Source organism: Rodentibacter sp. (assembly GCF_057314195.1).
Window position 1 is genome coordinate 1 of sequence record NZ_DBHLAM010000058.1, and the last position, 16,025, is coordinate 16,025.

At 45.7% G+C, this 16,025-nt stretch carries 9 protein-coding genes; 4 read left to right on the forward strand and 5 right to left on the reverse strand.

Annotation, left to right across the window (positions count from 1 at the left end):
- The first annotated feature begins 223 nt into the window (after positions 1-223).
- The 4 genes from ACO59Y_RS08535 to mfd all read left to right on the forward strand — a co-directional run bounded on the left by ACO59Y_RS08535 (position 224) and on the right by mfd (position 7,881).
- Positions 224-2,062, forward strand: a complete 1,839-nt coding sequence (locus tag ACO59Y_RS08535; protein ID WP_486132388.1) for an ATP-binding protein — start codon at positions 224-226, stop codon at positions 2,060-2,062.
- A gap of 256 nt (positions 2,063-2,318) precedes the next feature.
- Positions 2,319-4,187 (forward strand): tRNA(Met) cytidine acetyltransferase TmcA, encoded by a 1,869-nt coding sequence (locus ACO59Y_RS08540; RefSeq protein WP_486132391.1) that lies wholly within the window; start codon positions 2,319-2,321, stop codon positions 4,185-4,187.
- Positions 4,180-4,350, forward strand: a complete 171-nt coding sequence (locus ACO59Y_RS08545) for a DUF5363 family protein (protein ID WP_373603906.1) — start codon at positions 4,180-4,182, stop codon at positions 4,348-4,350. Before ACO59Y_RS08540 ends, ACO59Y_RS08545 begins: the two co-directional genes overlap by 8 nt.
- 90 nt (positions 4,351-4,440) lie before the next feature.
- Positions 4,441-7,881 carry a transcription-repair coupling factor gene (gene mfd / locus ACO59Y_RS08550; protein ID WP_486132393.1) on the forward strand — a complete coding sequence of 1,147 codons (3,441 nt, stop codon included), beginning with the start codon at positions 4,441-4,443 and terminating at the stop codon, positions 7,879-7,881.
- Between the two features lie 149 nt (positions 7,882-8,030).
- On the opposite strand, the gene glnE is transcribed toward mfd, so the two are convergent.
- From glnE to tsaE, 5 genes are read right to left on the reverse strand one after another with little or no spacing between them, the layout of a single operon-like run.
- Positions 8,031-10,976: a bifunctional [glutamate--ammonia ligase]-adenylyl-L-tyrosine phosphorylase/[glutamate--ammonia-ligase] adenylyltransferase gene (glnE, locus tag ACO59Y_RS08555; RefSeq protein ID WP_486132395.1), complete on the reverse strand. Its 2,946-nt coding sequence runs from the start codon at positions 10,974-10,976 to the stop codon at positions 8,031-8,033.
- Between the two features lie 3 nt (positions 10,977-10,979).
- Positions 10,980-11,915 (reverse strand): tRNA (adenosine(37)-N6)-dimethylallyltransferase MiaA, encoded by a 936-nt coding sequence (gene miaA, locus ACO59Y_RS08560; RefSeq protein WP_486132397.1) that lies wholly within the window; start codon positions 11,913-11,915, stop codon positions 10,980-10,982.
- Entirely contained in the window at positions 11,916-13,865 is a 1,950-nt protein-coding gene (mutL, locus tag ACO59Y_RS08565) for a DNA mismatch repair endonuclease MutL (protein WP_486132399.1), read from the reverse strand.
- The gene (locus ACO59Y_RS08570; RefSeq protein WP_486132401.1) at positions 13,865-15,178 is read right to left on the reverse strand and encodes a LysM peptidoglycan-binding domain-containing protein; all 1,314 of its coding nucleotides are present in this window, start codon (positions 15,176-15,178) and stop codon (positions 13,865-13,867) included. The genes mutL and ACO59Y_RS08570 overlap by 1 nt, the downstream gene beginning before the upstream one ends.
- Before the next feature lie 16 nt (positions 15,179-15,194).
- Positions 15,195-15,665: a tRNA (adenosine(37)-N6)-threonylcarbamoyltransferase complex ATPase subunit type 1 TsaE gene (tsaE, locus tag ACO59Y_RS08575; protein WP_486132403.1), complete on the reverse strand. Its 471-nt coding sequence runs from the start codon at positions 15,663-15,665 to the stop codon at positions 15,195-15,197.
- Positions 15,666-16,025: the final 360 nt, after the last annotated feature.

Here is a 16,025-nt window from a genome sequence, read left to right on the forward strand (position 1 = left end):
CATGTGAGAGTAGGGCACCGCCAGGTAGATATGAAAGGAACCCCGGTCAGAAGGCCGGGGTTTTTTATTGGCGAAAAATCGTAAAACGGGAGAAAGACAGACAGCCCCAATGCGGTACTTAAACCGATGTTCAATCCTGTGGCTTACCTAATATAGAAGTTACCCCCCATCATTACTGTGAAAATGTTAGAATAGCTCAAGTCCTTCATTTCATTTTACCTCTATGAAAAACTTAAAATATTTTGCACGTCGCTATGTAGATTGGGTAATTCGGCTCGGTCGCGTTCGATTCTCTTTACTAGGCCTGGTTATTTTGGCGGTCTTAGCATTAAGTGCGCAAATTTTATTAAGTTTTTTTATTACCAATCAAATTGATTGGCGGGATGTGGTTCGCTCTATTATTTTTGGTCTTTTTACCGCGCCTTTTGTCATTTATTTTTTCACGCTTTTAGTCGAGCAATTAGAGCGATCTCGCCTTGACCTTTCTAAAACGGTTTCTCGTTTGCAAAATGAAATTTCGGAGAGAATTCAAGCGGAGCAGAAACTTTCTATTGCGCTTAATAATTTAGAAAAAAGTAACCGGGATAAAGGTACTTTACTTGCAACCATTAGCCACGAGCTGCGCACACCGCTTAACGGAATTATCGGGTTGAGTCGTATTTTATTAGATGATCAACTTTCGGCACAGCAGCGTAATTACCTTAAAACCATCAATATTAGCGCGGTTAGTTTGGGATATATTTTTAGCGATATTATTGATTTGGATAAATTTGATACTCAACGGTTAGAACTTAATTTCCAGCCGACGGATTTGAATTCGCTGTTAAATGATATTCAGAATTTTGCTATACTGATGAGCGAGCCTAAAAATCTTCAGTTTTCTTTGGAAATTACTTCAGAATTACCGGACTCGCTTTATTTGGATCGTGCAAGATTAAGTCAAATTTTGTGGAATTTGATTAGTAATGCGGCGAAGTTTACTGAAAAAGGCAAAATTACTTTGCAGGTTAGCGCTTCGGAAAACGACGTTTATCAATTTAGCGTAATCGATACGGGAAGCGGTATTGCGCCATGCGAGTTAGATAATATTTTTAAAATGTATTATCAAGTTAAGGAAAACGCAAATCGCTCTTCCGGTAGCGGGATTGGCCTTGCTATCTCTAAAAATTTGGCACGCTTAATGGGCGGCGATTTGCAGGTGAAAAGTCGCCTTGGTAGCGGCTCAACTTTTGATTTAACCATTCGTGCCAAAAAAAGCGAACCAATAAGGGATAATTCGCTGTTACAGTCGTCATTGCATTTGTCGGTGTTGCTTGTGGAAGATATCGAACTCAATGTTATCGTGGCAAAAAGTGCACTGGAGAAATTAGGGCATCATGTGGACGTGGCGATGAATGGGCGGGAAGCAATTCATTTATTTGAGCGTAATACTTACGATATTGTTTTATTAGATATTAAATTACCCGATATGTCGGGTTTTGATATTGCCGAACATTTCCGTCAGAAATATGAGGACGGCATTTATGATTTTCTTCCGCCACTTGTGGCTTTTACCGCAAATGTGATGCAAACCGAGCAAGAATATCTGGCCAAAGGGCTGGATGCGGTGCTGCGCAAGCCGCTCGCCTTAGGAGAACTGCGGCATTGTTTATATCGTTTTTTTGCCGAGGAAATGGAACCTTCTTCTGTGCAAACGGCATTTACGGATAAAACTGAGCATCAAACCCTAAACACGGAACTTATTGGCTTATTAGGTAAAACCCAAATGGCGCAGAATTTGGCATTATTCAAACAAATGATGCCAAATTATTTAAGTGAATTGCATCAGACTTTTAACACTTATCGACAAAATCATGATTTAGCCGAACAAGTGGCCGATCTCGCCCATAAAATTAAAGGCGCGGCGGCATCTGTGGGCCTGTTAACCGTTCAAGGCTGGGCGGAGAAAATGCAGCATAATGAAGCAGAAGATTGGCGTTGGAGCATCGAATTATGGCTCAATAAATTGGATGAAAGTTGGCAAGACAATGTGAAGGAATTAGAGGATTATTTAAACGTCTAGAAAATAGCCACATTCTACTTTTCATCTAAAAATAAGGGCTTGATGCGCTTTTATTATCTAATCCATGAAAGTATTACGCAAAGAATACCCATCCACTAGCCAAAATACTCAAGTCGAATAAACCAAAAATAATTACCATTAGGTTGACCGCCTGCTTTGAGCGGAACAAATGTTTCGTCGTGGAGTCCTTGCACTTCGCCGTTTTTTGCTAGCTAAAATTTTCGCTAAAATGAGAAGAATTTGTTGAGGATTCTTTATGTCACGCCAATGCCAGTTGCTTATTGCTCAGAATTTACCCGAAAATTTGCCGCCTGACGTATTGGTTGTCGGGGAATCGGGCGTGCCTTTTGCGAAAACGGTAAATTTGCTTGGGCAAGAATTTGCGCATATTTTGTTTGATGCACGCCAAGGCATTCATTTAGAAGCGCTCGCCATTGCTGCCGGTACATTAAAAAGGGGCGGTACGCTTTGCTTGTTGTTAGCGGATTGGGCGAATTTAGCATGCCGGCCGGATCAAGATAGCCTGCGTTGGAGCGGCAAGCAACAGGCTATTGCCACACCAAATTTTATTCGCCACTTCAAACAATGCGTGACGCGCTATGGCTTCCCCGTGTTGACGGCGTTCAATGCGGTGCTATTTCGGCAATCCGATTATTCGGAAAATGTAAGCCGGCACGCGACGGCGGCCCAGCAAAAAATTATCGAACAGATTTTGCAAAAAAAGCACGATCTGTATTTTCTCACAGCCAAACGAGGACGCGGTAAATCCGCGCTGTTAGGTATTCTGGCCGATCGACTCAAAGCACCGATTTTTTTGACCGCCGCGAATAAAAATGCGGTCGAAACATTACGCAATTTTGCCGCAAGCGACCCGCAATTTATCGCACCGGACGAGTTAAGCGCACGCCTGCGACAAGATCCGGCGTTTAGCAAAAATGCTTGGCTTTTTGTGGACGAGGCCGCGATGATTCCGCTTGCACAGTTGCAAGGATTTACGCGACATTTTCAGCATATTTTATTCAGTACCACAATCCATAGTTACGAAGGTACGGGACGCGGTTTTGAAGTCAAATTTAAGCAAAAAATCGACCGCACTTTTTTGTCTTTCGAACTGCAACAACCGCTGCGTTGGGCGGAAAATGACCCGCTCGAACTTTTTATCGAAGATCTGCTGCTTTTGAATGCGGAAGAGGCATTCGGGCGACTTGATTATGCGCGGCAAACGGATATTCATATTCATGAAATTTCTCAAAGCAAATTAGTAAAATCGCCCGAATCTTTTTACGGTTTGATGAGCCTTGCGCATTATCGCACTTCACCGATTGATCTTCGCCGCTTATTAGACGGCCGGAAACAATGTTTTTATCTGGCCGAATGCGACGAAAAGTTGCTCGGTGCAATTTGGGCGTTAGAAGAGGGCGAAATACGAGACGAATACCTGCTCGAGCAAATTCGACAAGGCAAACGTCGCCCGAAGGGCAATTTAGTGCCGCAAGCGTTGTGTTTTCACGAAAATTTGCCGCAAGCTTGCCGTTTGCGTTCGTTACGGATTTCACGTATCGCAATAGCACCGCATTGGCAACGGCAGCACATCGGGCGTAAGCTAGTCGATTCGATCGAATGTCGCCATACCGATTTTCTTTCAGTAAGTTTCGGCTACACGGAGCAACTCGCCCGTTTTTGGCTTCAATGCGGTTTTATTTTGGTACATTTAGGCGAGCATCAAGACGCGAGTAGCGGCTGTTATTCTGCCATCGCCTTAAAAGGGCTTTCCGCACAAGGCGCGGAATTGGTACGAATCGCCGAACGACAATTTCGGCGCAATTTCCCTTTGTCTTTTCATCCTCTTGCGACGAACTTGGTTTCGGGCGAAACGGATTGGACGCTAAACGAAACGGATTGGCAAAGCCTAAAAGACTTTGCCTATTTCCATCGAACGTTGTTTTCCGTGCAACCGGCAATTCGTCGTTTGTTAAACCGTTTCGGCGAGCGAAATTTTCCGCACATTTTTGCCTATTTAACAAAAAAACAACTTCCGTTTAACAAGAAAAAAAGCGTAGAATACCTTCGTTTAGAAATTAAACAATTTTTACTGAAGAATAATAAAAGGACCCTTTATGACTGAACAAATTGAAAAACCAAAAGGCTGGTTTAAGCGCGCTTTGGAAAAATACGACAATTTCATCAAAGCCTATGATCTTGATTCGCCGAGCTGTTGTGGCGTGCCGAAAATGCGTGAAGATGAAAACGGAAACTTAAAAAAGGAAGATTCGCTCTTCAAAAAATAACCTGTTTTTATATACAGACTTTGGCTTGAATCCCATATTTTAATTCAGTAAACTATGCGTCAATTTTTATTCAAGATTGACGCATTATTTATGAATACCGCTTTTTTCCCCCTCGATCTTCCTACCGAACCGAATGATCATAAAATTTTAGGTAACGTGCTGCAGGGCGCCGATGCATTGGCGATTAGCGAAATCGCCGAGCAAAATGCGGGGCTGACGGTAGTGGTTACGCCAGACACCCGAAGCGCGCTGCGTTTATCGCGCGTATTAGCAGAATTAAGCCGCCTGGACGTGCGTTTATTTCCCGATTGGGAAACCTTGCCTTACGATACTTTTTCGCCCCATCAAGAAATTATTTCCTCGCGTTTGAGCGCCCTTTTTTATTTACAACAGGCCAAAAAAGGCATTTTTTTATTACCGATCGCCACTTTGATGCAACGCCTTTGCCCGCCGCAATATCTGCAACATAATGTTCTGTTGATTAAAAAAGGCGATCGTCTTGTTATCGATAAAATGCGTTTACAACTGGAAATGGCGGGTTATCGCGCGGTGGAGCAAGTGCTGGAACACGGTGAATATGCGGTGCGTGGTTCATTGCTGGATCTTTTCCCAATGGGAAGTGCGCAGCCTTTTCGGTTAGATTTTTTTGACGACGAAATAGATTCTATCCGCACCTTTGACGTGGATACTCAGCGTACGCTAGATGAAATTCAGTCCGTCAATTTATTGCCTGCGCATGAATTTCCAACGGACGATAAAGGCATCGAGTTTTTCCGGACTCAATTTCGAGAAACTTTCGGCGAAATTCGTCGTGATCCGGAACATATTTATCAACAAATCAGTAAAGGCACATTGATTTCCGGTATCGAATATTGGCAACCGTTGTTTTTTGCGGAAATGGCGACCTTGTTTGATTATTTGCCGCAGCAGACTTTGTTTATCGATATAGAAGGTAATCAAGAGCAAGGGGAACGTTTTTATCGCGATGCGGCACAGCGTTATGAACAGCGCAAAGCGGATCCAATGCGCCCTTTGCTAGCTCCGCAAAAATTGTGGCTGAATGTCGATGAAGTGAATCGCAAACTCAAATCTTATCCTCGTATTAGCTTAAAAACGGAAAAAGTGCGCTCATCTGTCCGCCAGAAAAATTTACCGGTGACAGCATTGCCGGAAGTGACGATTCAATCGCAACAAAAAGAACCGCTTGGGCAACTTCGTCAATTTATCGAACAATTTAAAGGCCATATTTTGTTTTCCGTGGAAACGGAAGGGCGCCGCGAAACCTTGCTGGATTTGCTTTCACCGTTAAAACTCAAGCCGAAACAAATAAAATCGCTTGCTCAGGCAGAACAAGAAAAATTTAGCCTGTGGGTAAGTTCGCTCGAACAAGGTTTTATTATTGAACAAACGCCGCCGCTTGCGATTATCGGCGAAGCGAATTTGCTTGGTGAACGCGTGCAACAACGCAGCCGCGATAAACGCAAAAGCGTTAATCCCGATACGCTGGTACGCAATCTTGCAGAACTGAAAATCGGCCAACCGGTGGTGCATTTGGATCACGGCGTGGGACGTTACGGTGGTTTGGTAACGTTAGATACCGGCGGTATTAAAGCGGAATATTTACTGCTCAATTATGCGAATGAATCCAAACTCTACGTACCGGTGACTTCGCTGCATTTAATTAGTCGTTATGTCGGCGGTTCGGAGGAAACTGCGCCGTTGCACAAACTCGGTAATGAGGCTTGGGCGAAATCGCGCCAAAAAGCGGCGGAGAAAATTCGCGATGTGGCGGCGGAATTACTGGATGTGTATGCGCAGCGTGCGGCGAAGAAAGGCTTTGCATTCAAATATGATCGTGAAGAATTTCAACAATTTGCTGCGACTTTCCCGTTTGAAGAAACCCATGATCAAAAAATGGCTATCAATGCGGTGCTCTCTGATATGTGTCAACCAAAAGCCATGGATCGCCTTGTGTGCGGCGATGTGGGGTTTGGCAAAACCGAGGTGGCGATGCGTGCCGCATTTTTAGCTGTAATGAATCATAAACAAGTCGCCGTATTGGTGCCGACCACGCTGTTGGCACAACAACATTACGAAAATTTCAAAGATCGTTTCGCCAATTTACCGGTGAATGTGGAAGTGCTTTCTCGTTTTAAAACCGCCAAAGAACAAAAACACATTCTGCAAAATTTATCTGAAGGCAAAGTGGATATTTTAATTGGCACGCATAAATTAATTCAGTCCGATGTAAAATTTAGTGATTTGGGCTTGTTGATCATTGATGAAGAGCACCGCTTTGGTGTCGGACAAAAAGAGAAAATTAAACAACTGCGCGCAAATATTGATATTCTCACACTCACAGCGACGCCGATTCCGCGTACGTTGAATATGGCGATGAACGGCATTCGTGATCTTTCGATTATTTCCACGCCGCCGGCGCGTCGTTTGAGCATTAAAACTTTCGTGCGTCAAAAAGATGATCTCGTAATACGCGAAGCAATTTTGCGCGAAATTCTGCGCGGTGGACAGGTTTATTATTTGCATAATGATGTGGCGAGTATTGAGAATACCGCCGAACAACTTGCCGCACTGGTGCCGGAAGCGCGCATTGTCGTCGGGCACGGACAAATGCGTGAACGCGAGCTGGAACGCGTAATGACTGATTTCTATCACCAACGTTATAACGTGCTAGTGTGTTCTACGATTATCGAAACCGGCATCGACGTGCCGACTGCAAATACCATCATTATCGAACGAGCCGATCACTTTGGTTTGGCGCAGTTGCATCAATTGCGCGGACGGGTAGGGCGTTCTCATCATCAAGCCTACGCGTATTTGCTCACGCCGCCCCCGAAAATGATGACGAAAGATGCGGAGCGTCGTTTAGATGCGTTGGAAAATCTGGATAATCTCGGTGCCGGCTTTATTCTTGCCACTCACGATTTAGAAATTCGCGGCGCCGGCGAATTGCTTGGTAACGAACAAAGCGGTCAAATTGAAAGCATCGGTTTTTCGCTTTATATGGAATTGCTCGACGCAGCGGTGAAAGCCTTAAAAGAGGGGCGTGAACCATCGCTGGACGAATTGACACAGCAACACGCAGACATTGAATTACGCATTCCGGCGCTATTGCCGGAGGATTATTTAGGCGACGTGAATATGCGCTTATCCTTCTATAAACGTATTGCCGCTGCGGAAAGTAAGCAAGAGTTGGATGAGCTGAAAGTGGAATTGATCGACCGCTTCGGTTTGTTGCCGGAGGCAGCGAAAAATTTGTTACAAATCGCTGAATTACGTATGCAAGTTGCACCGATCAAGGTATTGCGCATCGACGCCGGTACGCAAGGCGGTTTTATCGAATTTGCACCGAGCGCTAAGGTGGATCCGGAAAAATTTATTCGGTTGATTCAAAAAGAACCGATTGTGTATCGTTTTGACGGGCCGCTGAAGTTCAAGTTTATAAAAGATTTGACTGAAACCAACGTGCGGTTGGCATTTGTGGTGGAATTAGTGAAAACGTTAGTCGAATAGCTTGCATTCGGTTTTATTGTACTCTCGAAATAGCACCGCATTGGAACGGCCTCCAATGCGGTGCTATTTTTGATATCCGATGCATGGTTTTGATTCACCAATCGTCCGGCGCGTTTCTGCGGATTGGAAATCTTATGTCGGATTCTATGTTATTCATTAAATAAATTTTGCCAGAAATTGCGGATAAATTTCCTTTCTTTGCTAAATTCATAATGCGCGACCACAGGTGGCTTGCCTAATAAATTCAAATGGTGAATGGTATTGCGCAAATCCACGTAACATTGCTTTAATGCATCGCAATCTTCTGTGCTAATGATATTTGCCGCCGCCATTGAGTCAAAAATACGTACGTTATCCGACCATTTGGTCAGCTTCGGATCTTGCGGTGCGTTCGCCAACATTAAATATTGTGCAATAAACTCAATATCGGTAATTCCACCGCGATCGATTTTAAGATTAAATTCGTTGGTTTGAGAATGAGACAAATGGCTAAACATTTTTTCTCGCATTTCAGTGACATCTCGTTTCAGTTCGGCAATATCGCGCGGAGCGGAAAGTACCCGTTGTCGAATATTTTCAAATTTTTCCCGTAACGCGTTTTCACCGAATACCGCTCGGCTTCGCACCAAGGCTTGTTTTTCCCAGGTCCAGGCTTCATTGAGTTGGTAATTTTCAAAGGCGCTAAGCGAGCAACCGAGCAAGCCGGCATCGCCGGACGGCCGTAAGCGCATATCCACCTCGTACAGCACGCCGGCGCTCGTATTAAGGCTAAAAATGCTGATGATTTTTTGAGCTAATCGAAGATAGAATTGGTTACTGTCGATGACTTTTTTGCCGCCGACGGTTTCGCCTTCTATCGCGTCATAAAGAAAAACCAAATCCAAGTCTGATTTATAGCCTAATTCGATGCCGCCGAGTTTGCCGTAGCCGATTACAAGAAATCCTTTTTCTTCACCCTGCAAATGTTGAGGCGTACCAAATCTTGCGGAAACCTGTTTCCAAGCTAAATTAACCACCGCTTCAATAATGGCTTCTGCCAAATAAGTGAGATGGTCGCTCACTTTCATCACCGGCAAGGCACCTAAAATATCCGCCGCGGCGACGCGCAGTAAAATCGCCTGTTTGAATTGACGCAGTGCATCAATAAATTGTTCTTCATCATCAGGCGGCAGACGCAACAAATATTGTTGCAGTTCGTCGGGATAGCGGGAAAACGGCAATGGATTGCGCAAACTGTCTGAATTTAGCAATTCGTCCAGCAAAATCGGGTGCCGCGCTAATTGATCGGCAACCAATTGCGATTGTGCGCATAAATCAATCACTTGTCGCAAAGCTTGCGGGTTTTCCTGTAATAATTCGAGGTAAGTGGTGCGGCTGGAAATTTTCTCGATAATATGCAGTATGCGCGGCAGTAAAGCGCGGTAATGTGTTTGTTTGAAAATCAAGGAAAAAAGCGTTGGCATTAAATGCCCCAAGACTTCGCGTCCGCGCGCGCCGATTACACGGCGGTTCAAACTTTCTTTGAATTGCGCCAATTGCTCCAGAATCTCGTGCAAATGGTCCGGCTGAACGCCGGTTTCAGCTAACATTTGTTTGATTTCATCGAAATTCGCTTCGAGAAAATCTTGCCATTGATTTTCCGCGTTCGGATTCTCGCTTTCTTCGCTGCCGATTAGTTCCTTGAAAACCGACCGCACTTTTCCCTGTATTTGCTGCAAAATGTGGTAAAAATCTTGCCAATCTTTTATTAAATAGGTTTTTTCCACTGCATTGCCCGTCTTGTCCAGACAGCGAAAACGGCGGCAGCTTTCAATTAAACGAAGGCGATCCGTATCGTTTGTCGGCAGCGTTTGAGTTTGTCGGTCGTTAATCGCTTGCAGCACATTTTCCACACGACGTAGGAAAAGATAACTTTCCCGCAAGTCTTGAGATTGAACCTGCGAAATCAAACCGAGTCGGGCGATTTCCGGTAATAATTTAAGCAACGATGGCTGTTGCAGAGCGATTTCCCGCCCGCCACGAATCAATTGAAACACTTGCACGATAAATTCCACTTCGCGAATACCGCCCGCACCGAGTTTGATATTGTCTTTTAAGCCACGACGGCGCACTTCGCGTTCGATTTTGCCTTTCATTTCGCGCAGTGATTGGATCACACTGAAATCGATATAACGACGATAAACGAAAGGGCGCAGCATTTTTTGCAAATAAGCCGCATGCGGATCACCTTCCTGTGCACCTAAAACACGACTTTTAATCATTGCATAACGTTCCCAATCGCGTCCTTGATCTTGATAATATTGCTCCATTGCGGCAAAACTTAACGCCAGTGCGCCGCTCTCGCCGAACGGACGCAGCCGCATATCCGTGCGATATACGAAACCGTCAGGGGTGAATTCATCCAGCGCGCTGATTAAACGCTGTCCGAGGCGGGTAAAAAATTTGTGATTATCAATGGGCTTGCGGGCATTCGTGCCTTCAATGCGGGTCTCTCCGAGAGAAGGATAAGTAAAAATCAGGTCGATGTCGGAAGAAAAATTTAGCTCAAAGCCGCCCAATTTTCCCATGCCGAGAATATAAAGTTGCTGCGCGTTGCCTTGTCCGTCCACAGGCACGCCCATTTCGTCGCAGGCTTGCCGATAAAGCCAATCGCGTGCGCCGATAATCAGACTTTCCGCCAATTGGGAAAGACGCACGAAAATTTGTTCTACGCTCGCTAAGTTTAAACTTTGGCAAAAACTCAGTTTTGCCATTTCCGTATTGCGAAATACGCGTAAGGCGTTATTCAATGCGGTGCTGTTGGCGACTGTCGCCAGTCGGGCATTTAAGCGTGTCGAATATTCGTCGCAAGCGGCAAAAGTCGGGCTGTGTTCCCACCATTGCGCGAGCAGGTGCGGCTGTTTTTGCAGTACGTTTTCCACAAAATCGGACATTGCCACCGCATAGCCTAATTGTCCGATAGGATGATTTTCGTCAAAAGCGTATTGTTGAATGTGTTGATTAAGTTGATGCGCGTCGATTTCGGGAAAAGATTGGCATAAAAGGGTGCCGAGCGCGTGGAGTTTTTGTTCGATAAGGGTGGAAAATACGGTCATTATTTAACCTTTTTGATGTTCGTCTAAGCTGCGTAGCACACTTTCTTCAGGCGCTTTCGGTTGCAAACTGTCGAGCCAGCGCAGTGGCGTTTGCCAACCGCGCAACCAAGTTATTTGGCGCTTGGCGAGTTGGCGGGTGGCGCAAATGCCGCGAAAAACCATTTCGTCATGTCCGTAATCGCCTTGCAAATATTCCCACATTTGGCGATAACCTACACAGCGAATGGAGGGCAAATTAATATGCAAATCGTCGCGCGCGTAAAGTTTTTCCACTTCTTGTTGAAAACCGAGTTCGATCATCCGGTGAAAGCGCTGTTCAATGCGGTCGTGTAATAACCGGCGATCTTGCGGTGCAATAGCGAATTGCAACACGTCATAAGGTAAGCCTTCGCCTTTTTCTGCCGTTAGTTGCGTGAGGGTTTTGCCGCTGATGTAAAACACTTCCAAGGCACGATTAATCCGTTGCGAATCGTTCGGATTGATACGACGGGCGGATATCGGGTCGATTTTCGCCAGTTCTTGATGCAAGGCCGCCCAGCCTTGTTGCGCCGCATTTCGTTCGATTTCGGCACGCACGCGTTCATCGGCAGAAGGTAACGGCGAAAGCCCTTCAAGTAAGGCTTTGTAATACAGCATGGTGCCGCCGACCAGAAGCGGAATTTTGCCTTGCGCACTAATTTGTGCCATTTCGCGCAGCGCGTCATCGCGGAAATTCATCGCAGAATAACTTTCGGCAGGATCTAAAATATCGATAAGTCGATGCGGTGCTCGTATCAACTCTTGTTTGGAAGGCTTCGCAGTGCCGATGTCCATGCCTTTATAAATCAGCGCGGAATCAACGCTAATCACTTCTACCGGTAATTGGCTGCGCAGTCGAATGGCCAAATCGGTTTTACCGGATGCTGTCGGGCCCATTAAAAAAATTGCGGTCGGTTTCATTTATAACTCGTCTAATAAAGGCTGCCAGTGAAGCGGTTTGAGCAAGGCGTTAAATTCGTTGCGGTTGGCGTTAGTTAAGCATAATTCCGTGTCGCTTAATAATTTCACCGCATCGGCAAGCACACTGCAGTTTTTGCTTTCTAGTTGGGTGCAAAGGGCACTCAAAAATGATGTGCTGTGTTGTTCGTTGGAAAGTAGCGCCGTTATGCATTTTTGCAGATTTTGCGCGCGCAATAGGCTTGGTACTCGATTGAGCGTTAAGCGGCGTTGCGCGTGGTTGGCGATGAATTCAAAGCCGGCGCGGGTGAAATCTTCGCGTTGTTTTTCCCAGCGATTAAATTGTGCTTCGGTTAAGCGAAATACAATGGGAATTAGCAACGGTTGCTGTTCGACAGGTGTTTGTTGAAGCGCCAATTTCCATTGCAGTCGTTGCAATTTTTCTAATGACAGCAAGAAGAAATCTTGTTGCTGCTGCAACAGCAAGGCGCGGTTTTCGATTAATGCGAGTGCGCGAAGATGCGGTTGTGTTTTGAGGTCGGTTTCCGTCGCGCTAAAAGCCGGTGGCGCGGCGGAAAAAGAAGGGGCGGATGGCTCGATGATATGGCTCGAAGCAGCTTTTCCGGCTAGCAATTCACCGTACAATTTCTGTTCGATTTTGCCCGGTTGTTCCGTACGATAATGTGCGCGGGAGTCGCGATAACCTTCAAGCGTCGGGTAAGACGAGTTGCCGTCATCGGTCGAAAAATACGGCGAAATTTGCGCGTTTTTTTCCGTCGGCAGCGGGTTAGGTGCAAACATATTTTGTCCGGCGGCCGCGCGATTCGGTTTGTTCGGCCGAGAAGCCTCATAACTCGGCAGCGGTTCGCGAATTTCATTGAGGTTCCGATTTAGCACCGCATTGGAGGGCATATTTTCGGGCGCTTGAAATTGCATTTGCGCCGGGTTATTTAGTGCTTGGCTATTTAGTGCATGGCTCACGCCTTCATAGATAAAATCGTGAATTAAGCGCGGTTGGTGAAAACGCACTTCATGTTTGGTCGGATGTACGTTTACGTCCACTTCGTGCGGATTGAGATCGATAAATAAAACGAAGGCCGGATAGGCGTCACTCGGTAAATGTTCGGCGTAAGCCTGACGAATGGCGTGCATAATCACTTTGTCGCGCACCATGCGACCATTGATATAGCAATAGCTCAAATCATTTTGCGAACGATGGAAATTCGGCGCGGTGAGCCAACCGGAAAGATGCAAATCGTCGTGCTTCCAATCAATGCGTAACGCATTTTGAACAAAATCCTCACCACAAATGGCGCTGATGCGTTTAAGTTGCTGTGGCAGATCGGCGGCTTGACGATATTGGCGCACGATTTTGCCGTTGTGCGTTAAAGTGAGGGCAATATTGAATTTCGCCAAGGCGATGCGACGAATAACTTCGTCAATATGCGCGAATTCAGTTTTATCGGCACGTAAAAATTTGCGTCGCGCCGGCGTATTAAAAAATAAATTGGCGACTTCCACCGTGGTACCGACGGGATGCGAGGCCGGTTTGACCGTGGTTTCCATGTCACGTCCTTGGGCATAAACCTGCCAGGCTTCCGTTTGTTCGGCGGTTCGTGAAGTTAGCGTTAAACGCGAAACAGAACTGATACTGGCCAATGCTTCGCCGCGAAAGCCTAAACTTAAAATCATTTCGAGATCGTCAAGATCGGTGATTTTACTGGTGGCGTGGCGCGCCAAGGCGAGCTCAAGTTCATCTTTGGGAATGCCGCTGCCGTTGTCACGAATACGGATTAAGCCGGCGCCGCCGTTTTCAATGTCCACTTGGATTTTGTTGGCGCCCGCATCAAGACTGTTTTCCAGCAATTCTTTCACTACGGAGGCCGGGCGTTCCACAACTTCGCCGGCGGCAATTTGGTTGGCCAGTTGCGGGGAAAGAATTTTAATCGCCATTATTTTTCTCTTAACTTAATTTTTTGTCCGGTAAGGACTTTACCGTCTTTCAATTTAGGGTTGAGTTTTAAAATTTGATTCACCGGGATGTTGTATTCACGGGAAATCGCGTAAATCGTTTGGTCTTTTTGGACAATGTGATAAAGCGGAATTTCGCCTTTTTTCGGGTCAGTTTTCTTATCGCTTTTAGCAGACTTATTATCGCTTTTTTTATCGGCCGGTTTGGCGTTTTCTACTTTATTATTTTCTACTTTTTTATTTTCTGTTTTTTTATTTTCTGTTTTTTTAGGTTCGACCGTTTTAGCTTCGACGGCTTTCTGATTTTTGCCATTGTCCGGAATTTTTATAGTTTCGCCAATCCACAACTCTTTACGTTTAAGTTTATTAAGGGCAATGATGTCCGCCGTTTTGACGTCATATTTATTGGCGAGACTACCGAGGCTTTCACCGTTTTTCACTTTATGACGGATTAAGCTGTCTTTCACCGATAACTTGTCGGCGTCTTTATCTGCGTTTTCCTGTTCAACGGTGACGACGGATTTTAAATTGCCGTTGCGATAGGCTACCAATCCCTCGTAAATCATATAGGCGATGCGGCGCCGATAGGCTGGCGAATTGAGTTTTTGTTCTTCTTCCGCGTTGGATAAAAAACCGGTTTCCACCAACACCGACGGAATGTCCGGTGAACGCAATACGCCGAGACTGGCGTGCTGCGGCGTGCTGCGACTTAAGGTCGTCACTTTGGCGAAGCGGCGTAAAATATTTCTACCGATTTCGTAACCGGTGCGCTGGCTGTGTCCGAATTGCAAATCTAATACGGTTTGATCTAAATATTTGTCATTGTTATGTGAAAGCACTTTGCCCGCACCGCCTAATAGTTCGGAGCGTTTTTCGTCGTCTTCCAGCCATTGCCCCATTTCATCGTTTGCGCGGCGATTGGAAAGCACCCAAACGGAAGCACCGCGTTGGTTCGGATTTAACGACGAATCGGCATGAATGGAAACCAAATAATTGGCTTTAAATTTGCGTGCAATTTCCGAGCGTTCAGGTACGGAAATATAGTAATCGCCGTTGCGTGTTAATACACCGCGAAAATTGGGATCTTTATCCAATAAAGCTTTCAGTTCGCGCGCAATAGAAAGCGTAACATTTTTTTCGTAAATGCCTAAATTGCGTCCGACAGCGCCCGGATCTTTGCCGCCGTGGCCGGGATCAATGGCGATTATCCAAGGCGCCGCAAAAACCGATGTAGGAAAAAGCACGGTTGAAAAAAAGGAAAATATCCCGAAAAGAAACAAAAATTTTGCTTTCATGTGCAATGTGTAAGAGTTATAGCCGGCGAAGAATTTGTTCGCCCAATGTGGTTTGCGCGATGAGCGTAATGTTGCGCGCATCATCGTAATAATCGATATTGACCGATAAATCTGCCGGCGGAAGCAGCCCTTCGCCTTTTTCCGGCCATTCGATCAGACAAATGCAGTCTTTGGCGAAATAGTCGCGAATGCCCATAAATTCCAATTCCTCCGGATCGGCGAGACGATATAAATCGAAATGGTAAATCATTTTGCCCGCGACGTTGTACTCCTCTACTAAAGTATAAGTCGGACTTTTCACCTTGCCTTGATGCCCCAAACCTTGCACCATACCGCGTGTAAGTGTGGTTTTGCCGGCGCCTAAATCGCCGTTGAAATATAAAATTACGGCGCGATTTGCTTGGACTTGTAAAATATTTTCAGCCAACTTTTTGCCGAAACGGAGCATGGTGGATTCATCAGGAATATAACGGGTTGATTCGAGCATAGTTATCATGATTGATTAGCGTTAAAACGGTGCGAGATTTTACCCCATTTTAGGCGTTTTCGCGAAACGGATTTTGGTGAGAACGGCTATTTGCCGGTATGCTGCGGCAAATTGACAAAACGCCTGTCGAACAACGCGTTGGCTTGTGTCAAAGAATAGCACCGCATTGGAGGCGGCTTCAATGCGGTGCTATTTGGGAAGGGTAATTTCTGCCTCAAGCCATCGCCGCACCGTTTCATAAGTCGCCTAAAAGCATTTTCTCTTTTGGCATAAATAAAAAATCCGCTGCTTTTGCAACGGATTGTGAATTTGGAGCGGGAAACGAGGCTCGAACTCGCGACCCCGACCTTGGCAAGGTCG

Excerpts from the sequence above, each read along its gene's own strand:
- ACO59Y_RS08535 (WP_486132388.1), top strand. The coding sequence starts at position 224 with ATGAAAAACTTAAAATATTTTGCACGTCGCTATGTAGATTGGGTAATT.
- ACO59Y_RS08540 (WP_486132391.1), top strand. The coding sequence starts at position 2,319 with ATGTCACGCCAATGCCAGTTGCTTATTGCTCAGAATTTACCCGAAAAT.
- ACO59Y_RS08545 (WP_373603906.1), top strand. The coding sequence starts at position 4,180 with ATGACTGAACAAATTGAAAAACCAAAAGGCTGGTTTAAGCGCGCTTTG.
- mfd (WP_486132393.1), top strand. The coding sequence starts at position 4,441 with ATGAATACCGCTTTTTTCCCCCTCGATCTTCCTACCGAACCGAATGAT.
- glnE (WP_486132395.1), bottom strand. The coding sequence starts at position 10,976 with ATGACCGTATTTTCCACCCTTATCGAACAAAAACTCCACGCGCTCGGC.
- miaA (WP_486132397.1), bottom strand. The coding sequence starts at position 11,915 with ATGAAACCGACCGCAATTTTTTTAATGGGCCCGACAGCATCCGGTAAA.
- mutL (WP_486132399.1), bottom strand. The coding sequence starts at position 13,865 with ATGGCGATTAAAATTCTTTCCCCGCAACTGGCCAACCAAATTGCCGCC.
- ACO59Y_RS08570 (WP_486132401.1), bottom strand. The coding sequence starts at position 15,178 with ATGAAAGCAAAATTTTTGTTTCTTTTCGGGATATTTTCCTTTTTTTCA.
- tsaE (WP_486132403.1), bottom strand. The coding sequence starts at position 15,665 with ATGCTCGAATCAACCCGTTATATTCCTGATGAATCCACCATGCTCCGT.